The 21,819-nt window shown below is 47.0% G+C and carries 19 protein-coding genes; 8 read left to right on the top strand and 11 right to left on the bottom strand.

Annotated elements, in window-relative coordinates; genetic code table 11:
- The first annotated feature begins 98 nt into the window (after window positions 1-98).
- Window positions 99-1,028 (top strand): LysR family transcriptional regulator, encoded by a 930-nt coding sequence (locus KIT90_RS12125; RefSeq protein WP_029788322.1) that lies wholly within the window; start codon window positions 99-101, stop codon window positions 1,026-1,028.
- Here the strand turns inward: KIT90_RS12125 and KIT90_RS12120 are convergent.
- Complete coding sequence (locus KIT90_RS12120; protein WP_005436210.1) at window positions 1,025-1,315, bottom strand: putative quinol monooxygenase; 291 nt, start codon at window positions 1,313-1,315, stop codon at window positions 1,025-1,027. The two genes, KIT90_RS12125 and KIT90_RS12120, sit on opposite strands and share 4 nt — an antisense overlap.
- Before the next feature lie 5 nt (window positions 1,316-1,320).
- Window positions 1,321-1,974 (bottom strand): oxygen-insensitive NAD(P)H nitroreductase, encoded by a 654-nt coding sequence (gene nfsB / locus KIT90_RS12115; RefSeq protein WP_285376843.1) that lies wholly within the window; start codon window positions 1,972-1,974, stop codon window positions 1,321-1,323.
- A gap of 195 nt (window positions 1,975-2,169) precedes the next feature.
- Between nfsB and KIT90_RS12110 the strand changes: the two genes are divergently transcribed.
- Complete coding sequence (locus KIT90_RS12110) at window positions 2,170-3,606, top strand: helix-turn-helix transcriptional regulator (RefSeq protein WP_285376945.1); 1,437 nt, start codon at window positions 2,170-2,172, stop codon at window positions 3,604-3,606.
- 129 nt (window positions 3,607-3,735) lie between these two features.
- On the top strand, window positions 3,736-6,393 hold the full coding sequence (locus KIT90_RS12105; RefSeq protein WP_285376842.1) for an alpha-amylase family glycosyl hydrolase: 2,658 nt from the start codon (window positions 3,736-3,738) through the stop codon (window positions 6,391-6,393).
- A gap of 103 nt (window positions 6,394-6,496) precedes the next feature.
- On the opposite strand, the gene KIT90_RS12100 is transcribed toward KIT90_RS12105, so the two are convergent.
- Window positions 6,497-7,663: a D-alanyl-D-alanine carboxypeptidase family protein gene (locus KIT90_RS12100; RefSeq protein WP_285376841.1), complete on the bottom strand. Its 1,167-nt coding sequence runs from the start codon at window positions 7,661-7,663 to the stop codon at window positions 6,497-6,499.
- 253 nt (window positions 7,664-7,916) lie between these two features.
- On the opposite strand from KIT90_RS12100, the gene KIT90_RS12095 reads away from it, so the two are divergent.
- The gene (locus tag KIT90_RS12095; RefSeq protein ID WP_285376840.1) at window positions 7,917-9,212 is read left to right on the top strand and encodes an alpha/beta fold hydrolase; all 1,296 of its coding nucleotides are present in this window, start codon (window positions 7,917-7,919) and stop codon (window positions 9,210-9,212) included.
- A 100-nt stretch (window positions 9,213-9,312) separates the two neighbouring features.
- Here KIT90_RS12095 and KIT90_RS12090 read toward each other — a convergent pair whose 3' ends face one another.
- From KIT90_RS12090 to KIT90_RS12075, 4 genes are all read right to left on the bottom strand, one after another.
- A complete protein-coding gene (locus tag KIT90_RS12090) occupies window positions 9,313-9,801 on the bottom strand; it encodes a GNAT family N-acetyltransferase (RefSeq protein ID WP_005441955.1) in 489 nt (162 codons plus the stop codon).
- A 231-nt stretch (window positions 9,802-10,032) separates the two neighbouring features.
- A complete protein-coding gene (locus KIT90_RS12085; protein WP_029788328.1) occupies window positions 10,033-10,275 on the bottom strand; it encodes a glutaredoxin domain-containing protein in 243 nt (80 codons plus the stop codon).
- Window positions 10,276-10,300: 25 nt separating this feature from the next.
- Window positions 10,301-11,233, bottom strand: a complete 933-nt coding sequence (locus KIT90_RS12080; RefSeq protein WP_285376837.1) for a ribonucleotide-diphosphate reductase subunit beta — start codon at window positions 11,231-11,233, stop codon at window positions 10,301-10,303.
- Window positions 11,234-11,285: 52 nt separating this feature from the next.
- Window positions 11,286-13,544, bottom strand: a complete 2,259-nt coding sequence (locus KIT90_RS12075) for a ribonucleoside-diphosphate reductase subunit alpha (protein ID WP_285376836.1) — start codon at window positions 13,542-13,544, stop codon at window positions 11,286-11,288.
- A 465-nt stretch (window positions 13,545-14,009) separates the two neighbouring features.
- On the opposite strand from KIT90_RS12075, the gene KIT90_RS12070 reads away from it, so the two are divergent.
- Window positions 14,010-14,990 carry a rhodanese-related sulfurtransferase gene (locus tag KIT90_RS12070; RefSeq protein WP_285376834.1) on the top strand — a complete coding sequence of 327 codons (981 nt, stop codon included), beginning with the start codon at window positions 14,010-14,012 and terminating at the stop codon, window positions 14,988-14,990.
- A 78-nt stretch (window positions 14,991-15,068) separates the two neighbouring features.
- Here KIT90_RS12070 and KIT90_RS12065 read toward each other — a convergent pair whose 3' ends face one another.
- The 3 genes from KIT90_RS12065 to KIT90_RS12055 all read right to left on the bottom strand — a co-directional run bounded on the left by KIT90_RS12065 (window position 15,069) and on the right by KIT90_RS12055 (window position 18,019).
- Complete coding sequence (locus KIT90_RS12065; RefSeq protein WP_285376833.1) at window positions 15,069-16,238, bottom strand: DUF1501 domain-containing protein; 1,170 nt, start codon at window positions 16,236-16,238, stop codon at window positions 15,069-15,071.
- Window positions 16,239-16,246: 8 nt separating this feature from the next.
- A complete protein-coding gene (locus tag KIT90_RS12060) occupies window positions 16,247-17,635 on the bottom strand; it encodes a DUF1800 family protein (protein ID WP_285376831.1) in 1,389 nt (462 codons plus the stop codon).
- Between the two features lie 78 nt (window positions 17,636-17,713).
- Window positions 17,714-18,019 carry a DUF6482 family protein gene (locus KIT90_RS12055; protein ID WP_285376830.1) on the bottom strand — a complete coding sequence of 102 codons (306 nt, stop codon included), beginning with the start codon at window positions 18,017-18,019 and terminating at the stop codon, window positions 17,714-17,716.
- Window positions 18,020-18,129: 110 nt separating this feature from the next.
- On the opposite strand from KIT90_RS12055, the gene KIT90_RS12050 reads away from it, so the two are divergent.
- The 3 genes from KIT90_RS12050 (at window position 18,130) to KIT90_RS12040 (ending at window position 20,923) form a co-directional block, all read left to right on the top strand.
- Window positions 18,130-19,611, top strand: coding sequence for a cryptochrome/deoxyribodipyrimidine photo-lyase family protein (locus KIT90_RS12050; protein ID WP_285376828.1), 1,482 nt, complete (start codon window positions 18,130-18,132; stop codon window positions 19,609-19,611).
- An 80-nt stretch (window positions 19,612-19,691) separates the two neighbouring features.
- Window positions 19,692-20,192, top strand: coding sequence for a fasciclin domain-containing protein (locus KIT90_RS12045; RefSeq protein ID WP_285376827.1), 501 nt, complete (start codon window positions 19,692-19,694; stop codon window positions 20,190-20,192).
- Between the two features lie 41 nt (window positions 20,193-20,233).
- Window positions 20,234-20,923 (top strand): flavin reductase family protein, encoded by a 690-nt coding sequence (locus KIT90_RS12040; protein ID WP_285376825.1) that lies wholly within the window; start codon window positions 20,234-20,236, stop codon window positions 20,921-20,923.
- Window positions 20,924-20,940: 17 nt separating this feature from the next.
- On the opposite strand, the gene KIT90_RS12035 is transcribed toward KIT90_RS12040, so the two are convergent.
- The gene (locus tag KIT90_RS12035) at window positions 20,941-21,813 is read right to left on the bottom strand and encodes a patatin family protein (RefSeq protein ID WP_005437919.1); all 873 of its coding nucleotides are present in this window, start codon (window positions 21,811-21,813) and stop codon (window positions 20,941-20,943) included.
- Window positions 21,814-21,819 lie beyond the last annotated feature (6 nt).

Raw genomic sequence — 21,819 nt, 5'->3', positions numbered from 1 at the left:
TCTAACTCAAACTCGCCGTGCAACCTAATGTTTTAACCTTGAATTGCCCTGCGACTCTCCCCTATAGTAGCCCAAACTTCTTAAAAGCCCTTTTCATTATGAAAGCCCTCAACGATCTGAATATCTTTGTCGAAACCGCACGCCAAGGCAGTTTTTCGAAAGCCGCCAATAGCATGGACATGACACCAGCAGCCATCAGTGCATCGATCAAACGTCTTGAGGGACAAATAGGCTTTCCGCTGTTTGTACGCTCCACTCGCAGCCTTCGCCTAACCTCGGAAGGTGAGTTGTTCTTAGACAAAACCACCCAAGCGCTCGCAACACTGCAAGAGGGGTTAGATCAGATATCAAGCGCGCGCGGCGAGTTATCCGGTCAGCTGCATATCACTGCGCCATCTGATTTTGGTCGCAACATGCTGCTTGATTGGGTTGATGAGTTTATTGATGTTTACCCAAACGTCTCTATCAAGTTAGAGCTGTCTGATAGCTTAACCGATATGTACACCAAGCCCGTCGATATCGCGATTCGTTACGGCGAACCTGCTGACTCTAATCTCGTCGTATTGGCGTTATGTGGTGCGAATGAGCGAATCCTGTGTGCCTCTCCAGAATACGTCGCAAACAATCCTGTGCTGACCAAACCGGAAGACCTAAACCAACACAACTGTTTGTGTTATATGGTGGCGGATTCGGTTTACAACAAATGGACGCTGACTCGCGGAGACGAAACAGAACAGGTTGTCGTGAGTGGCAAGCTACTTAGCAACGACAGTGACTTATCCCATCGCTTAGCGATCAAAGGCAAAGGCATCGCCAACAAATCATTGATGGACATCAGCCAAGATTTGATTGAAGGAAGATTAGTGAGAGTATTACCTGAGTGGGATTGTGGTCCGGTACCGCTATACATGGTGTGCGCCGATCGTCGTTTGCTGACGCCAACCATTCGTACTTTCCGTGAATTCATTCATGAAAAATGCTGCCAGCAACGTAAGAAAGTGCTGGCAACATTCTGCTCAGAAGCTTAACCGACAAACGTCATTGGGCGAATCTGAGAATATTCAACCCAGTCGTTATCTTCTAGCGTCGAGATAAACTGTGCGATATGTGGGCTTTGTAAGTGCTTATCTAACGCTTCTTGCGATGCCCAAATTTCTTGGAACATAAACAAACCTTCGATCTTTTGATCCAAATACAGTTCATATTGGCAACAACCCTCTTCTTCACGAGAAGGTTCTAGTAGACCAGAAAGTAAGTTGGTTACGTTGTCGATACTGTCTGGGTAGGCTTTAATTTCTGCAACTAAATGAATCATCTTTATCAAATCTCAGTAAACACAGAGCTTTCTTCCCAACGCGACTTTGGCGTCTTGGCATTGAAGTCATCTTCCGCATGGTAGCCAAGCGGCACAATCACAACGCCAGTGTAGCCTTTTTCGCGAAGACCAAATTCTTCATCCAGCACTTTCGGATCAAAACCTTCGATTGGCACCGCATCAATTTCTAGCGTCGAAGCACCCAGCAACAATGTACCGACGTTGAGGTAAACCTGCTTCTCCATCCGATGGTTAGCGTCTTTCAGGTCAAAACGGTGCATGTTCACAAAGTAACTACGACCGCCACGTACCGCTGCTTTTGCCTCTTCGGTTGGGAATCGACCGTCTTTTTCTTCCTGCGCCAATAGCGCTTCAATGTAGTCGTTATCGATGCCCGTTTTGGCACAGAACACCAACACGTGTGACGCATTCAAGATCTTCGCAGCATTGAACGCGTAGTTCTCTTGCGCTGCTTTTGCGATACGTTGCTTGCCCTCTTCTGTACTCGCCAGAATGAAGTGCCACGGCTGAGAGTTCACACTCGATGGACTAAAACGGATCAGCTCTTTGACTGCGTCGATCTTTTCTTGAGGCAGCTTACGAGTTGGGTCAAAGACTTTGGTTGAGTAGCGAGATTTAGCAGCTTGAACGATGTCCATCGGGTTCTCCAGTCGAGTAGTTTATGCTGGTTATCACTTTAACCTTATGAATTACAGGGAAAAACCGATTTCAGTTAAAAACATCTTCAAAATAAATTTGAAAATCACCGATGTAACAAGCTTTGAGCACTCTCACTGAAGCAACACTTGGTTTAAGCAATAATGTCGCCTTTGCTCTGTTACCGAACCACTTTCATGCTGCCTCAAGACAACATCATCACGCCCTTTCTCTGCAAAAAACTTGGACACAATCACCTAAGAATTGCTGGCGAATATTGGCATATTGAAAAGCTGGTTGCCTTGCAATCTATGATGTTGCAAGAAGCACCGACTCTGCGTGAAGGTCTGTTGTGGTGGAGCAAAAGCGTTTCGCTGTTCGACCGTCGCTTGTACATTGTTTTCGAACACAGTGATAACCAGGTTCAGATGCGGCTAGAGTGCCGAGCTACCGAGATGCCAAGCTGGGCAGAATCGGTTTATGACTTGCTGCTGATGCAATTGGAACAGCTGGGTTTGAGTGAATCTGTGCGCATTCAGCTTCACAACCATGACCTTTATTCTGCTCATTTCGAACTAGAAGAAGACAGCAGCGCGAAGCAGAACTCGGTTGTGTTCGACTTGGTGAAACATGTTTATTTGCTGCTGTCTCACCAACCAATTGAACAGCCAGAATTGCTAAGCGTGCTGAATGCTCTGTTCGTCAAAAACAGCAATTACGCACTGAAACTAGAACAAGCCGCACTGCAACTGGGCGTATCCAAGCGCACCTTGCAACGTCGCCTACAAGAAAAACAAATGAGCTATTCGCAATGCGTCGACTTCGCCAAGAAAAAGCACGCGCTTGCCCTACTTGCAGACACTCAACTCACAACGCAGCAAATCGCCTATCAGTTGGGTTATGAAGAACCTTCCAACTTCCACCGAACTTTTCGCCGTTGGTATCCGTTTTCGCCAATGCAATATCGCCAGCAGTGCTTGGATAACCGCACTCATCTCAACAACCAACCCATCCGCTTGTACTACGCCAAAGCGAACACTCTAGCCGATAACGACATTGACCAACCCGTCGGTAAAATCTGGATGGAAGTGGATAACATTGCGTTTGAAAAAGTGGTCTCCGTTGAGTGTCGAGACCGTGATGGCACGTGGCGTCGCTACCCAGCCTTCTTCGAGCGTTTTTTGAACAATGGCACCGAACTATGGGCGACAACAGAGCTTCCTGTCGCTCATCCACTGACGTTTAGACTGTGTTATGAAGTCGATGGTGAACGCTACATTGATAACAACCACCAGCGCGATTACGTGGTTTCTAAAGGGCTTTTAATTGGCGCAACGGAATACATTGTCCCGACAAGGCAACTTATCCAACTCGGCACTCAGTACACCTTGTTTGTGGAACTCGCGTGTAGATTAAAAGACGTGGCGAAGATCGATTGCTACGTGGGTGACGCGCCAGCTCTGCACGTAATGAGCCAAACTCAGAATGCAGGAGATTACACATGCTGGGCGCTACAACTTCCCCTCACCCAAACGGCTAAACAGTGTCGATTCCGACTCTATGATCATTCTGGTAATGAGTTAGCCAAAGACCATTACCCGATTCAATACCCAATTGTGCAACCACTCAGTTAAATATGTAGCACAGTTCAAATTCAGCACTTCGTGACATCATTTCACGTCTCTTTTGGCGCGAAATGACACTCTCAATTTCAAACCTTTGATTTATCGTTTCCGCATTGCTGCATAACGGAGACAAAAACCGTGTTTGAAACCTTACCTAACCCTATGAATAAAATAAAAATACTCCCTCTAGCGATCGCCCTAGCTCTTTCTGGCTGTGGTAGCGATGAAACTACGCCAACCGATACAGGAAGCCACGTGGCATCTCCTGATTGGCAAGACCAGATCATTTACTTCTTGATGATCGACCGTTTTAACGACGGCGACAACACGCTTAACGATCAAGGTCAGAATGAGTACGATCCTACCTCAGACAAGAAATTCAGTGGTGGTGACCTTGTTGGTGTCAGTGACAAGCTAGGCTACATCGAAGACCTAGGCGCAACCTCTATCTGGATTACGCCGCCAGTGGCAAACCAGTGGTGGGACGCAGAACAAAACTACGGCGGCTACCATGGCTACTGGGCGCGTGACTTCCAAAAAGTGGATGAGCACTTTGGTGACATGGAAAGCTACCAAGCGTTAGCGCGAGAAGTGCACGCTCGTAATATGTTCTTGATTCAAGACATCGTGACCAACCACGTTGGTAACTTCTTCACTTACGATGACCCATACAATTACGACCCTAGCCTACCTTGCCAAGGTTTCCGTTTGATTGAAAATGCGCTGCCAGCAGGGCAAGAACTGCCTTACCCACTCAACATGAATGAGTGTAAAGAAGATGGCACAGGCATTTACCACTGGACGCCAAGCATCACCGACCACAACGATCCCGTCCAAGAAAAAACCTGGCAACTGTCGGACCTGGATGACCTGAATACATCCGATCCTGAAGTACGCGCTTATCTAAAAGAGAGCTACCGTAAATGGATCCGTGAAGTGGGCGTTGACGGTTTCCGTATCGATACCGTGAAGTTTGTTGAGCACGATTTCTGGAACGACTTCCTGCACGCCGATGATGGTGTGATGACTCAAGCCGTTGATACTGGTCGCGATAACTTCCTAACCTTTGGTGAAGTCTTCGAAACATCTACGCCTTACAACACAGAAGGCGAAGAGAAGATGCTGACTTACATCGGCGAAAGCGGCTCACCGGAGCAGTTAACCTCGGTGTTGAACTTCCCATTACAAGCAACTATGACGCGCGTGTTTGCAGCAGGACAACCGACCGATTACTTACGTTTCCGTCTTGAGAAAATGATGGAGATGTTCCCGAATCCATACATCATGCCGAACTTCATTGATAACCACGATATGCCGCGTTTTCTATCACAAGGCAGTGTCAACGATATGAAGCAAGCGCTGATTACCATGATGGCGGTACCGGGCATCCCTGTGATTTACCAAGGTACAGAACAGGCGATGTCAGCGGCGCGCGATGCGATGTTTGCTGGCGGCTACCGTGAAGACGGCGACTACGTAGACTCATTCGACCAAAACAGCGAGATGTACTTGTTCATCCAAGAGCTTGCTAAGTTGCGTACCGAGAACAAAGTCATGACACGCGGCGAAATGAAAGTGATTGGTAGCGATAAAGCCGGCGCCGGTGTGTTCGCCTTTACCCGCACTTTGGATAGCGACGAAGTCTTGGTGGTAATGAACACATCGAATTCCCCAATGTTGATGAACCAACTCGATGTAGAGCAAGCGGGCGGCACCGTCTTCCAACAACAAATCATGTCGAATTGGGCGGACGCTCCAGAGCAGTTAATCGCCGATGAAAACGGTCACGTAACCCTTGAGCTACCAGCCAAGTCTGCCGTGATTTACTCAAAAACTGACGACACCCAATCGGTAGATACCCCAGACCTCAACATCCAACTGGTACAGGATTGGGAAGGACAAACCATTACTGATGACATCATGATTGCTGGTACTGCTAACGCAAACGAGAAATTGAACCTTGTCGTCGACGGTAATCTGGAAACAGCACAAGCCATTACCGTGGGTGCTGACGGTCAATTTAGCGTGACTTTATCTACCCGTCACTTTGCGATTGGCGAACAGCAACACCGCTTCGCGATTTACTCCACTGAGAAAAAAGCAGGCATTGAAGATGTGAACTTTGTGTCGGACTTAAGCTGGTCGAACACGCCAGACGACACGATTGATGACGCTGGTGATGCGCAAGATGGTATGGGCGGTCCTAACGGTAACTACTCGCTACCAACGGATCCAACGTTCGACAAAGACAATAGCCAACTCGCAATCAACAAAGCCGAGGTATTTACCGTCGGCAGTAACGTGCGCTTGACCTTCACCATGGACAAGATCACCGATACTTGGTTACCGCCAAACGGCTTTGATCACGTTGGTTTCACCATCTTCATTGATTTACCGGAAGAAGCAGCAAGCAACCTAACGGAACTGCCAAAGATCAACGCTTCTATGCCAAGTGGAACATGGAGTCGCAATGCTGTGGTCTTCGGCTGGCAAAGCTCGATTTACAACACTCAAGGCGCAAACGCGACAACATGGGGCGAAGCCGTAACACCAGCACCAATGGTCACGGTAGACAAAGCCAACAACACCATTTCGATGGACTTCGCGAGTGACGCACTAGGTCGACCGGATTCACTAGATGGTATTCGATTCTATGTGACAACTTGGGACTTGGATGGATTGTCTGCCACTTACCGTCCACTGGAACAAGACAAAGGTCCTTGGAACTTCTCTGGCGGTGCATCGGATGAGAGTAAGATTTGGGATGACTTACCGATAATCACCTTGTCTGAATAATCACTGAACCCGCAATAAACGCGAAAACAAAAAGCAGCTCACATTAGAGCTGCTTTTCTTTGTTTGAAATTCTGAAATCACTATTGCGAAACTCGCCCTTGCGCTAGTTAAACAGCGACTTAACCCACAGCACTAAACTGTCCCATAACTTCCCAATCCACGAGCCCTCTTCCACTGCTTGGTTACTCACCAACGGATAGCTCGCCACGGTTTTATCGTCACTCTTCCACACGACTTTGCCAACCACATCCCCTTTTGCAATGGGTGCAATCAGCGGCTCATTCACGACCACGCTCTTGTCTAAACCAGCGGTTAAAGAGCGAGGCAGCGTCAGGTACGCATCTTGAGCAAAGCCCAAATCAATCTCACTAACATCGCCTTTCCACACTTTTGCACTCGCCTGCACTTCTCCCTGTTTTGCCACTTGTTTGGTGTCATAAAAACGGAAGCCGTAGCTGAGTAAGTTCTTAGACTGGGTGATTCGCGATTGTTTACTTGGCGTCCCCATGACGACAGAGATCAATCGCATCTTTCCTTGTTTAGCAGAGCTCACCAAACTGTACCCCGCATTGCTGGTGTAGCCCGTTTTACCTCCATCGACACCCATCGATTTATCCCATAGCAACTTATTGCGGTTGTATTGGGTGATCTTGTTCCACTTGAACACCTTCTCACTATAGAGGGCGTAGACATCAGGCACGTCATTGATAATGGCTTGCATTAGTGTTGCCATATCATTGGGGGAAGTCTGAATGCCCTCACTGTCCAGTCCATGTGAGTTAACAAAGTAGGTATCATTCAAACTGAGCTTGTCCGCCCAACCGTTCATGAGCGCGACAAACGCCCCTTCACTACCTGCAACATGTTCGGCGAGCGCCACACAAGCATCATTACCAGATTGAACGATCACACCACGCATTAGGTTGGCAACGGTGATTTCATCTTTGGGTTGGATAAACATTTTTGAGGAGTCTGGGAATTTGGCTGACCACGCGTTCTCACTCACCGTCACTTTATCATCCCATTGGAGCCGCCCGGATTTGATTTCTTGCCCTACGACGTAAGCAGTCATCAGCTTAGTTAAACTGGCAGGGGCTAATCCGGCACGTGCGTTTTGCTCCGCAATAATGGCACCGGACTGAAAGTCCATTAACACATAGCCTTTTGCCTGCAACTGAGGCGGATTCGGCGTTACGACTGCCAATGCAGGGGCACTGATGGTCTGTAGTAATAAACAAGCGAGCGTGATTCGGGTTAGTGACGTGTTCATCAAGCATCCTCCATGGTCAATGACCGCCAAATGTCTCGTTTCATAAAAACGGTAAGACAGTGATGTCTAAACTGCACCTATCAGATCATAGTTCACTCAGTGCATACCAACACGGAAAGATCGAAGAGTTTCTGTTTTGAGTGCCATTCCATGCCTTTCAGGCTTCAAAAATCGAGTTCTTACAACAAATCTATTGTTTCTAATAAGGAATTCGATATCGTAAAGCGACTATAAACAAGGACAGACCATAACAATGAACGCTCAATCATTTATCGACGCAGGACTGCATTACACGCCCCACTCGTTCACCGTGCCACTGGATTACCAAGATCTAAGCAAAGGCACGATCAACGTCTTCGCTCGCTCCGTTTGTTTAGTCGGCGATGAAGACTCCAACAAACCGTGGCTCGTGTATTTTCAAGGCGGTCCGGGCTTCCCTTCTCCTCGTCCAAACGGAAACAACGGTTGGATCAAACGCGCACTGAGTGAGTACCGTGTACTGCTGCTCGACCAACGCGGCACTGGCAACAGCAGCATGATTAATCACCAGACGCTTGCGCACCTCACGCCGAAGCAACAGGCAGACTACTTAAGCCACTTCCGCGCAGACAACATTGTTCGCGATGCGGAATTTATCCGTGAACAATTTGGTGTTGAGAAGTGGGCGATTTTGGGTCAGAGCTTCGGTGGTTTCTGCTCACTAACTTACCTATCGCTGTTCCCGAACAGCCTGCTGCAAAGCTACATTACGGGTGGTGTGCCTTCGGTTTATCGCCATGCGGATGATGTGTATCACGCAACCTTTAAGCGCACCATGGAGAAGAACCAAGCCTTCTTCCAGCAATTCCCGCAAGCGCAGCAGCTATGCCAGAACATTGCTGATCACTTATTGGAGCACGAAGAGTTTCTGCCAAATGGTCAGCGTTTTACTGTCGAACAGTTCCAACAAATTGGGATTAACTTTGGTGTCAGTGATACCTTCTTGCCAACTTATTACTGGCTAGAAAGTGCCTTGATTGAAGTGAACGGTAAACCTCAGCTTCGTTATGAATTCCTTAACGACATGCTGTCGCAACAAAACTTCCAGACCAATCCGATTTACGCGATTCTGCACGAGTCGATTTACTGCCAAGGATTTGCTTCTCGCTGGAGCGCGCACCGAGTGCGCCAAGAGCATGATGCGTTCAATTACGAACAAGGTAAGCCGTTTTACTTCACTGGCGAAATGGTCTTCCCTTGGATGTTCGATCAATACGTAAACTTAAAGCCACTGAAAGAAGCGGCGGAATTACTGGCAGAGAAAGCCGATTGGACGCTACTATACGATGCGCAGCAACTGGCAAACAATAAGGTGCCGGTAAGCTGCGCCGTCTATGCTGACGATATGTTTGTGGAAATGGACATCAGCCGTGAAACGCTCGATGCAATGCCAAACTCAAAAGCGTGGATCACCAACGAATACGAACACAACGGTCTCCGCGCAGATGGTGAGCGTATTCTCGACAAGTTAATTGCGATGGGTAAACAAACCGCAGCAACGTTGAAATGAGCAGCTAACGCTTAGGGTTCGCTAAAAACCTAGATAGAAAAACGCCTCTTTATCACAAGATAGAGAGGCGTTTTTGATTCGATTCACGTTTAAATTAGCGCTAGTCTTTGACTCGTTTAGTCATCATTTTGGTGATCACGCGGTAACCCATCTTATGGTAGAAATCTTCGCCTTCGTGATTAAATGACGCCACGGTTAAACCGAGCTCTTCAATGTCTTGGCTGCATAAATCGCTCTCGATTTTATCCATCAAAGACAAACCAATACCTAAGTTTCGATGGCTTTCTGACACCACCAATTCATTGATATAACCGACGCGTCTTTCTGGAGAGAGAATCGAGTTGACCTCTCGCACAGTGCCAGAGATAAAACCAACCACCTGTCGGTTAGAACAAGCAATAAAAGCCGTGATGCTGCCATCAAAATATTTATCGAAGATGTTGCGATCTTCCCTTAACTGCGCCATTTCTTCCGGAGAACGGTAGAAATCTGGTTCAGCATTATAATGAGAAGTGTCGAGTTCGACCAAGAGCGTTTTCAACAGTGGGACGTCTTCTTCTCTTAGTCTTCTGATATGAAACTGTTGCATGTTGAATTCCTTTGCCAACCGACCTGTATCAAACACAGATCTTTGCTTCAACTGATTATCGGATAAGAAGTTTTAGGAATGTGAAGCGAATCAACAGTACAAATTTCGACCATTTATGTCGAGTACGTTTTCAACAGTTTTACGAGTTTTTACTGATAATTTGAACATCCACAAAATTTAAGTGGAAATAAAAATCCCCTTTTCTCAATAAAAGGGGATTAGAGACCTAATTTAGAAAGTAGCGCTTTGCTCAAAAGCGAGTGCGGATTTTAAGCGACTAAAATCACCAATCGGTTCGCCATCGAGCATAAACTGCGGATAGCTTCTTGCGGTTGGGAATAACTCGAACAAGGTTTCTCGGTCAAACTCCACATCCAACTTGAGCGTTGCCACGTTAAAGCCCTGATTTTGCAACCACATCGCAGCGGTTTCACATTGGGAGCACTGCTCCTTGCTGTACATTTCTATTTTCATCACTCTTCTCTGCTATTCCTTGCCGTTAGAAATCCGCATCAAAACTCAATTGGCGATCTTGAGGTCGTTTGTACTCAGTAACGCGTTTTTCGAAGAAATTGGTCTTTCCTTCCATGTCTAATAAGCGCATGTAATCAAATGGGTTTTCCGTCCCAAAGATCGGGTTGAAACCAAACAAACCAGCGATAACATCGGCAGTGTGCTCAATGTATTGGCACATCAGCTCAGCATTCATACCAATCAAGTCCACTGGTAGGGCTTCCGTTACAAACTCTTTCTCAATTGAAACGGCTTCTCGGCAAATCTCTTCAAACTCTTGTTGTGTTACCTTGCCCTGCCCCAAGGTTTTGAATAGCAGCGCAGAGAAACTAAAGTGCAGCCCTTCGTCACGAGCAATCAAGTCATTGCTTGCTGCCAAACCAGCCAGCAAACCACGTTTACGGAAGTAGTAAATGGCACAGAAGCTGCCAGCGAAGAACAAGCCTTCCACCAAACCAAAAGCGATCAAACGCATTGCCAATGGTTTATCGGAAGAGATCCACTTCATTACCCACTCTGCCTTACGCTTCACGGTCGGGACGTTTTCAATCGCATTGAACAAGCGCTCACGCTCTTCAACATCGGGGATGTAGGTTTCGAGTTGCAGCGCGTAAGTCTCTGCGTGAATGACTTCATTAAATGCCTGCAAAGCAAGGAAGCAGCGCGCTTCTGCGATTTCAATTTCACCATAAAATCGAGTCAATAAGTTCTCGTTGATCATCCCTTCGCTCTGAGCAAAGAACGCCAACACATGTCGAATGAAGTGCTTTTCGCCTTCGGTCAGCTTGGCAAGATCAGCAAGATCTTGAGCGAAATCGAGTTCTTCTGTCGTCCAGAAAGCCGCTTCGTGCGTTTTGTACGCTTGCCAAATCTCTTCGTATTGAATGGGGAACAAGCTAAATTTGTTTTTAACAATCATACCGTTTCCTTACTTTCGGTTGATGTGAATCTTTTTAATTGGCGAGATAGGTTTATGCGCCGCAGTTTAGGCAATCTTCATCTTCGCTTTGCTGACCAACGGTGACTTTCACCGCATTCGTCGATGGCTTGGAGCGCAAGTAGTACATGCCGGTTTTCAAACCACGTTTCCACGCGTAGAAGTGCATCGCATTGATTTGGGCGAACGTTGGTGATGCGAGCCATAAGTTGAGGCTCTGCGATTGGCAAACAAACGGGGCACGAGCTGCCGACATATCAATGATCACTCTCTGAGAGATTTCCCACACGGTGCGATACACGGATTGAAGATCGTCTGGAATGGCATCAATGCCTTGTACTGAACCGTTATTAAGAATAATGGCGTCACGGATTTTGCTCGTCCAAAGACCACGTTGTTCCAGATCGCTCACCAGATGTTTGTTAATGATGATGAACTCACCCGACAATGTTTGGCGTTTATAGATATTGCTGGTTTGCGCTTCAAACGCTTCGTTGTTACCTAAAATTTGCGCTGTCGACGCCGTTGGCATTTGAGCAATCAGTAGCGAGTTGCGCACACCATGCTCTGCGATTTGGCGCTTGAGCTGTGACCAATCCCATCGGCTGCTTGGTTGTTCACCCCACAGATCAAATTGGAACTGACCATGACTGATTGGTGAGCCGTCATAACTGGAGTACGCGCCTTTTTGCGCCGCGATTTCACAAGACGCTTCAAGGGAGGCGTGATACATGGTTTCCGCGATGTCACGGTTAAGCTGCAATGCTTCTTCGCTATCGAATGGAAGGTGCATTTTGAAGAACACATCCGCCAACCCTTGGATACCCAAACCAACAGGACGATGCGCGTGGTTCGATTTTTCAATCTTATCGGTTGGGTGATAGTTCACATCGATAACGCGGTCGAGGTTCTTAATCGCGACTTTGGTAACTTGGTGAAGTTTGTCGAAATCAAACTCCGTGTCTGTAACGAACTTAGGCAGTGCCATGGACGCCAAATTACAAGCCGCCGTTTCATCTGGCGTTGAGACTTCCATGATCTCTGCGCACAAGTTACTCGATTTGATGGTGCCGAGGTTTTTCTGATTCGACTTTTCATTACACGCATCTTTGTAGAGCATGTACGGTGTACCCGTCTCGGCTTGCGACTCAATGATTTGTGTCATCAATTGGCGGGCTTTGATGGTCTTCACGCCCAAGCCCATACGCTCGTATTCTTGGTACTTCTGAGTAAATTCAGCGCCGTATAAATCAGACAAACCTTTGGTATTGTGTGGGCTAAACAGAGTCCATTCCGCGTCGTTTTCGACACGTTCCATGAACAAGTCTGGCACCCATAGAGCGAGGAACAAATCACGAGCGCGGAACTCTTCTTTACCGTGGTTCTTACGTAAATCGAGGAAGGATTCGATATCCGCATGCCAAGGTTCCAGATAAACCGCAAACGAGCCCTTGCGTTTACCGCCACCTTGGTCGACATAGCGAGCCGTTTCATTGAAGACTTTCAGCATTGGCACGATGCCATTCGACACACCATTAGTGCCAATAATTGGCGCACCCGTCGCTCGAATATTGTGGATGTGTAGCCCAATGCCACCCGCCGATTTAGAAATCAGCGCACAATCTTTGAGGGTGTCGTAAATGCCGTTGATGGAGTCTTCTTGCATCGCTAATAGGAAACACGAAGACAGTTGCTGCATCTTACAGCCAGCATTAAACAACGTTGGCGTGGCGTGGGTGTAGTAACCAAGGCTGAGCAAATCGTATAGCTCTCTAATTTCTTCAAGATCGTCACCTGCGACAGCGACCGCTACACGCATGAACATATCTTGTGGTCGTTCAACCACCACACCTTTTACTTTCAATAGGTAGGAACGTTCGAGAGTTTTGTAGCCGAAGTAATCAAACTGATAGTCACGTTTGTAGTCAATCATCTCTTCGAGCGCAAACTGATTCTTGGCAACAAAATCGACGTAAGCATCGGAAAGAATACCGATTTCAGAGAGCTCACGTGTAGCAGTTGCGTATCCGCTGGTTTCTTTTTGCAGAGAACTCACCATCACGCGAGCCGCAAGCTTGGCATAATCAGGGTGTTCCGTCGCGAGGCTTGCTGCCGTTTCAGCGAGGAACACATCGATTTCAGTCACCTTAATGCCGTCGTACAAACCGCTTACCACGCGTTGTGCAATCGCAATAGGTTCGACTTTTAGTCCATCAGCCAGCGCTTCGGCTCTTCGAGTCACCTTATCTAGACTGGCTTTTTCTTTCCGTCCATCTCGTTTTATAACGTCCATAATCTATATCTTGTGTGTAGTTTAAATATTGAGCACCATATGTACGCAATAGATCTAAATGATAATAGTTATCATTACAAGAAAGTTTTTTAAAAGTTGGAACTGACCATGAAGAGGGTAAGGAAACATATTGACACTGACACCAAGCTCGATAGGAACAGCAATCAGAGGCAAGCACCACAAACGTGATAAAGTGATGAAGTTTTCCACAAAGCTTTAATTTTCATTAACTTAGTTCATTTCTAGAAAAGAATAACAAATGTGATCTGGTTCAAATTTTCATACCCTTTAACTTCCAATGCTACGCGCTGAAATTTGTTGAAAAAAACGCCGGGGAAACATGACTAAAAATATCCGCATAGTTTGTCCGTATTTCCGACTAAATTACTCAGGTATACTCCGAGCCGCTAAAATTGTTAGGTATCGAGCCGTCGAACCATCGACCCTTTAAAGTAAGGAATAATCATGAGTCAGTATGTTGTCTGCGCCCTGTATAAATTTGTGGAACTGGAAAACTACCAAGAGTTACGCGAGCCACTGCTTGCCCTAATGGAAGCCCACGGTGTACATGGAACGTTGCTACTGGCAAGTGAAGGTATTAACGGTACGGTTGCAGCGAAACGCGAAGGTATTGATACTTTGCTTGCATGGCTAAATGCCGAGCCTCGCCTTACTGGTATTGTTTACAAAGAGTCGTACTCAGATAATCAGCCGTTTAACCGCACCAAAGTAAAGCTAAAGAAAGAGATCGTGACACTGGGCGTTGAAGGTATCGATCCTCGTCATGTGGTTGGCACTTACGTGAAGCCGCAAGATTGGAACGATCTGATTGCTGATCCAGAAGTATTTGTGGTTGATACTCGTAATGACTATGAAATCGAGATCGGAACATTTAAAGGTGCAGTCAACCCAAATACGGACACGTTCCGCGAATTTCCTGACTATGTAAAACAAAACATGGATCCAGAGAAACACAAAAAAGTCGCAATGTTCTGTACTGGTGGTATTCGCTGTGAAAAGTCGACTGCTTACATGAAAGAGCAGGGTTTTGATGAGGTGTACCACCTAGAAGGCGGTATTCTGAAATACCTTGAAGAAGTACCAGAAGAAGAAAGCTTGTGGGAAGGCGACTGCTACGTATTCGACGGTCGCGTTGCGGTGAACCACCAGCTAGAAAAAGCGGACTACGACTTGTGTAACGCTTGCCGACTGCCAATCACAGAAGAAGACAAACAATCAGAGCAGTTTGAGCAAGGCGTAAGCTGCCCGAAATGTTTTGGTAAGCACAGTGAAGAACAGGTAGCGCGCTTCCGCGAACGTGAAAAGCAAGTGTCGTTAGCAGCGGTTCGTGGCGAACAACACGTCGGTGGTGAAAGTGCCAAACAACGCCAGCAACGACGCGCAGAAAAACTGGCAAAGAAAGAAGCTCAGCGTAAACAAGCGTAAGATTCAAACACATTAAATATAAACGCCCCGCTTCTGGCTTGGAGACGGGGCGTTTTTGTTATCGTTGGAAGGTAAAAACTAAGATGTTCTGATAAAGCCTGCGTAAGCTTTATCTGAGCCGCTGTCAGGAAATACGCTTTCTAGCGCACTCGATTCTATGCTCATGTGTTGCTGTAGAACGGCTTTGATCACCGCCCTCATATCATTCGCAGGGGCTAAGTCTCGCCCTTCATAGAGTTCAGCTTGGGCAAGCCCCGGAAATTCTCCCAACACTTTGCCTCCTTCGATGGCTCCACCAGCAATAAACATGGCGTTTGCTGTTCCATGATCGGTGCCTTTGGTTCCGTTTTCCGCTGCGGTGCGTCCAAATTCACTTGCCGCCATCACGACGGTTTTCGACCAGTTATCTCCTAACGCTTTCTTTAGGTTGGCAAGACCGTTATCCAGTTTACGTAATTGATTGGCAAGCCTTCCTGTTTCTGCGCCTTGGCCTGCATGAGTATCCCATCCACCCAGTTCCAATACCAAGATGTTAGGACCGCCTTCTGCAGAGAGAAAAGTTCCCGCTTGATACGCCAACACAGGAAACTGCTTACCGGGACGATTTCGATTCGACATCATTTCAATCTTCAGCGCTTCTTCAAAATTACTCGCAAGCTTCTCATCACTTTGAAACAACGCCTCTAGCAGCTCCACTTGGCTGTCTCTCGCTTGCAAATTATTTGGATACCAACTGCTGACCGCCTTCTCTCCTTGAACAATCAAAGGTAGCCCTGAATCGATCGCCAAACCTTTCGACTTCGCATCCACTTGTAGCAATCGGTTTAACCACCCATCACGATGTAACGGATTGTCTGTACCGTTTTCTAACACCTTTTGCCCATCAAAATGAGAACGCTCACGATACGCGGTGGCACAAGCGTGAACCATTGCCATCTGCTTATTTTGATACCACTCGAAGCTGGTTTTCATCGCCGGATGCAAACCATAAAAATCGTCGAGTTTATTCAGTTTTTCTGTTGCTAAACCAATCGTCGGACGGAGAGCTAAATACTGCTTATCAGCATAAGGAACCACAACGTTTAATCCATCCATCGCACCACGCAGCGTAATCCAAACAAAGATATTTGGAGAGCTAGATTGAGCAAAGACTGCATTAGGCAACAAGCTTGTTGCGCCCACGGCTAAAGCGGATTTCAAGAATTGTCGACGAGTCGATGTTAAGTTCGTATGTTTATCTATTGTCATCACTCACCTCATCGATACTGAAATTGCGGGCTAAGCCAAAGTAGAGAAAGCTTCATCTCTGCAGATGGGGCTTTGTTCATCACCAACCTTGTGTGTTCGTCCAACGCGTCGCCGTAGAGCTGTTGGCTAATTTGCTCAACAAAAGCTTGTGGTTTCACACCTTGGGACTTGGCACTTTTCACCGCCAGCCGAGCGATTCGATTCGCCAACTGCCACCGCTGAGTTAATGCCGAAGGGCTGTTGTAATCCGCGTCTTTGTCTGGCCAACCAGCAGGAGAACCCGCCATAAAAGGAGGCTGACCTAAGCTTCTTTGCGCACCGAGTAATTTATTCCCCGACTTGCTCATTTGCATGTCATTCGATTCAGGAAAACGGACATCAGCACTGCGCAAAACCGCGAATAACCACTCTTGAGAAGTGCGAAAACGCACCGCCTCTGCCGATTGGCTCAAAGCGCTTTGAATCAACACTCGATAAACCGGAAGCAAATCCCCTTTACCTTTTAGATAAGCTTGGCTGAGCGGTTCAACCAGGGCTTCACCGGAAGGGCCTAAGAAATGCTGCACTAACTTACGTGCAATATGTTTTGCGGTATCAGGATGAAGCGCAAGATCTCTCAAACACGCTCGGCCTTGTTCAATACCTTGTTGAGAATAGCGCTTGCCAAGCAAAGTCATCGAGCCTGGTTCATGGGTTCTTGAATTAAATTGGAAACCAACTTTTGGAGCTTTGAATCCAACGCTCCAGCCAGTAATGGCTTTTGCCAGCTCAATTACGTCTTGTTGCGTATATTGGCTATCAACACCAAGCGTGTGCAGCTCCATGATTTCTCGCGCGAGATTTTCATTGAGCCCTTTACCCTGTTTCAGCCCTTGTTTGGAGTTCGGTCCTACCGACAAGTTGTTATCCAGAAACATCAGCATGGTTGGGTGCTGACTCACCGCTAAGAGCATCTCAACAAAGTTGCCATTCCAGTGTGCTCGAATCACTTCATTTTCGACGCTTGCCACAATCGGACGTACCTTTCGGGTGTCTGCCGATATAGCAAAATGGTTGCTCCAAAATTGAATTAAGCGTTCCTGAAATCCATATGGAGTGTGCAACGTCTGTTGGTTGCGAGCCTCGACTTGTCGCAAATATTGCTCACGAAAGAACGCACCGATTTGCTTTTGCACTTCACGTTTTTTGGTAGGGGATTGTTTGAGCTCTCGTTTGGTGTCATTGAGCTTTCTCAGTTCCAACAACACTTCGTTTGTACTCGGCAACTTGGTTATTGCCTCGTGCCAATAGGTCTTACTGCTTAGTTGCTTTTCTAAACTTGGCGAACTGTGTTGATAAAGGGGCCCAAAGCCGAACCGCTGCTCAGAGATAATGTCTTGAGTTGGGTAATACTGCATAGCCGTTTCCGTGTGATGCTTTATGTCAGTCTAGCAAGCATCACATGGCGTCGAGTTCAATTTTTGGTTATTTCTCAGTCAGTAAAGCTGGTTATCACGCAGAGGAACCTCTAATTCATTAGTACTATCTTTGGATGACTGCCCAACCATTTCGTCATAGGCACTTTGTTGGCGAAGCACCTGCTGTTTCGCTTTCAAGTGACGACATTGCTTTTGCAACTCCAGTATCGAATGCGCTCTTAAAAACTTGCCTTTATCGTCGGTAACAAAGTGTTCCTCTCCATCGACTAAGACGGATACTTGATACAAAGCGAGATCGAGAGAGTGGATAACGAGCTTGTCGATATAGAAGAATTTTTCCAATTTACTGAGTGGCATAGACATAAAGCACCTCCTTGCTCCGTGCCTCTACGTCAACATCAATAAAATCGATCACTGAGTGAGAAATACGCCCCGCAAATACGTAGAAATCGAAAAAACAAGCGAGGGGCACAATGCAAACAATCAATTTAGTGTGGCTAAAACGCGATTTACGCCTGACCGACCATACGCCTTTACAACACGCTTTATCTTCAGAACATCCAACTGTGCTGCTTTATATTGTCGAACCCATGTTACTGGATGACCCGCATTACTCTGCTCGTCACTGGCGTTTTATTTGGCAATCACTCCAAGATATGAACGAAACACTCTCGGCTCGTGGCCATCAAGTGTCCGTAATGTCGGGTAGCGCAATAGATTGCCTCAGCGCGATTCAAAACCAGCTCAACATCAATGCTATTTTCTCCCATCAAGAAATCGGACTGGGTTGTACGTTTGAACGAGATAAACAAGTATCAGAATGGCTTCAATCACAAAGGATTCCGTGGCGCGAATTTGAACATGGCGCAGTCATTCGAGGAGCAAAAAACCGACTCGGTTGGGATAAGCATTGGGATACGGTTATGCGAGCCGAAATTGAAGCTATCGACCTTGAAAGTGCTTCTCTTATTACCCTTGATGTTGAAGCACTTGGTTGTTCGTTTACTCCACCACCTTCTTGGTTGAAAAAAATAAAAGGGATGCAAACAGGCGGAAGTTCGCTCGCTTGGCAAACCATGGAAGACTTTTTTCAACGCCGAGGGCGCGATTATTACCGAAGTATTTCTAGCCCGACAGCATCTCGAACTGCATGCACTCGCCTCTCTCCCTATCTCGCATGGGGCAATATATCGCTTCGAGAAGTGTACCAATGCCTGCTGCAACATTGGCAAGTGGCAGGGTTTCGTCGCAGCTTAATTGCAATGTCTTCGAGACTGCATTGGCATTGTCACTTTATGCAGAAGTTTGAATCCGAATGCGAAATGGAGTTTCGTTGTGTCAATAGGGCTTATGAACCTTTATTACAGCAAGCAAGCGTCAGAGATGAGACACTCTTGGACGCTTGGAAGTCAGGCACAACCGGGATACCGCTCATCGATGCGTGTATGCGTTGTCTTCATCACACCGGATACATCAACTTTCGCATGCGTGCGATGTTAGTGAGCTTTTTAACGCATCATATGAACATGGATTGGCGCGATGGCGTGACCCACTTAGCTCAGTTGTTCCTCGACTTTGAACCGGGAATCCATTACCCACAATTTCAGATGCAAGCAGGTGTGACTGGCACCAACACGATTCGCATCTACAATCCGACGAAACAAGCACAAGAGCACGATGCTGACGGTGAGTTCATTCATAAATGGATCCCAGAACTTGCAATGGTTCCTACTCCCTTGTTGTTTGAGCCATGGAAAATGACCGCAATGGAAACCGTCATGTACCAACTGGATCCCGATTCCCGATATCTCGCGCCCGTCGTAAACGTAGAGGCAAGCGCAAAAGCAGCAAGAGAGCGATTGTGGGCATGGCGCAAACGCACAGAAGTGAAAGTGGAAGGAGCGAGAATTTTGGCACAACAAGTTCGGCCTTCGATCAAAAAGAAAGCCAGTTGATCGCCTAGAGAGAAGCGTGCGTACAAACAGGGACTTTTATCAGGGAGAGAGCGGTCCCCAAACAACTAAAGGAATGCACTATGTTGAAACGTATTTTGGTTACGACCACGGTTTTGTTTGCCACCTTTTCATTTTTACTGCCAGCAAAAGCCCACGAACACGGAATGATGAAAGAAGATATTGTTGATGTCGCCGTTGCAAATGGCTCCTTCAACACCTTGGTGGCAGCAGTCAAAGCCGCAGGCTTAGTAGACACGCTTAAAGGAGAAGGCCCATTTACGGTGTTTGCACCGACTGACGAAGCATTTGCTAAGCTTCCAGATGGCACGGTTGATATGTTGCTGATGCCAGATAACAAAGACAAGTTGGTCGCGATTCTTACTTACCATGTGGTTCCGGGCAAAGTAATGGCCGCAGACGTAGTGAAAATGGATAAAGCGGCGACAGTCCAAGGGCAAGACGTGATGATCAAAACCATGGGCGATAAAGTGATGATCAATAACGCTACCGTAATCGCCACCGACGTCAAAGCAAAGAATGGCGTGATTCATGTCATTGATGAAGTCATCATGCCGAAATAAAACTAACAAGGAGGGTGGGCTCACCCGCCCCTTTCAAGGATATGGAAAACATCAAACTTTCGAAGCACGACATTCAAGCGATGGAGCAACGCCAACGCACCCGATTGATAAACTCTCTAGCGGGATACAAAAGCGCTAACCTCATCGGCACAAGGGACAGGCAGGGACAAGAGAACCTAGCGGTGGTGAGCTCGGTGGTTCATTTGGGTTCGCATCCACCTCTATTCGGCTTTATCGTTCGTCCACGCAAAAGCCGACGTCACACGCTAGAAAACATCCTCGATACCAAGCATTTCACCATCAACGCTATCGGCGTCGACTTTGTGCAAAAGGCCCATCAAACCTCCGCGCGCTACCCAAAGCATATCTCAGAGTTTCAAGCCGTAGGCCTCACACCTTATTACGATGATGCGTTTCCTGCGCCTTTTGTCCTTGAAAGTAACCTCAAAATGGGCCTAGCTTTGAGAGAGCACATCAAGATTGAGAGCAACCAAACAGAGATGCTGATTGGTGAAGTGTTAATGGTGCACGCACCGGAAAGAGCGATCATGCCAGATGGTTATCTTGATTTGGAACTACTCGACTTGGTGACCATTTCGGGGCTTGATAGCTACCACGTGACTCAGCGACTGCATCGGTTAAGTTATGCCAAACCTGACTCTCGTCTGTTCCCCTTGACAAGAGAAGGAGAACCTTCATCTTGGGGAGCGCTTGAAGTCGATTTGGACTAACTCCTCATACTCAAGAATTAAATACAAAAATGGCAGTTTTCTCTGTCCAAGCCGTGTTCACCAGCCCGATTGGTAAGGTGAGCGCGCCCAGCTTCCAACCCCATTTCATAGCCTTCGAGCAAGACAGATTGACGCATAGACAATCGCTGAACGTTGAATTCATCTGGCGGAGCAACCACGCGAACACGCGTTCCTTTGGGAGGGTTGCGAATAAACTCAAGCGACTCATTATAGTTCTCTGAGCGATGAAGCATTGCCTCTGCCATTTGTGGATGTTCAGCGAACAACTTCTTCATTAACCAAGGCGTCTTCACTGGCTTTTTCTCATAAGCCAAAGGATGTGAAAGAACAACCGTGATATCACGGGCACCACGACGGTAAGCTTCTCGTACAGGAATGGAATCCGCCACACCACCATCGGTATAGCAACCACCGGAGAAACACGGAGTATGTTTGTAAGCGATAGGCAGAGCGGTTGTTGCTTCCATCGCATTGTGGAAGTTATGACGATTCACTCGGTAGTAATCCGCTTTACCTGTATTGATGTTCGTCGTTGCCGCTAAGAAAGGAATGCCTTCAAACAGTTTCGCTTCATCGACTGGGTACAAACGATTTGACTCTTCAAATAACCATTTCACGTCGATCAAATCTCCACCTTTCAAAAAGCGGGTAGGATCGAAAAAGCGTTTGCTGGTTGCTAATTTAGTGATGACGTTGATGCTACGGTGCGGGTAATCAGTTAGATAACCGATCAAGTTTGAAGCCCCGGCTGAAACGCCAATCGCAAAATCAAATGGTTTGTAGTCTTGCTCTAAGAATGCATCTAATACGCCGCTAGCAAAGACGCCACGCATTGCGCCACCTTCGACTACGATTGCTTTTGTTGCCATGTTTCC

Origin of the sequence: Vibrio sp. B172a (assembly GCF_030248355.1) — a bacterium.
GTDB lineage: Bacteria > Pseudomonadota > Gammaproteobacteria > Enterobacterales > Vibrionaceae > Vibrio > Vibrio owensii.
This window is presented reverse-complemented; position numbering and strand designations above follow the sequence as displayed.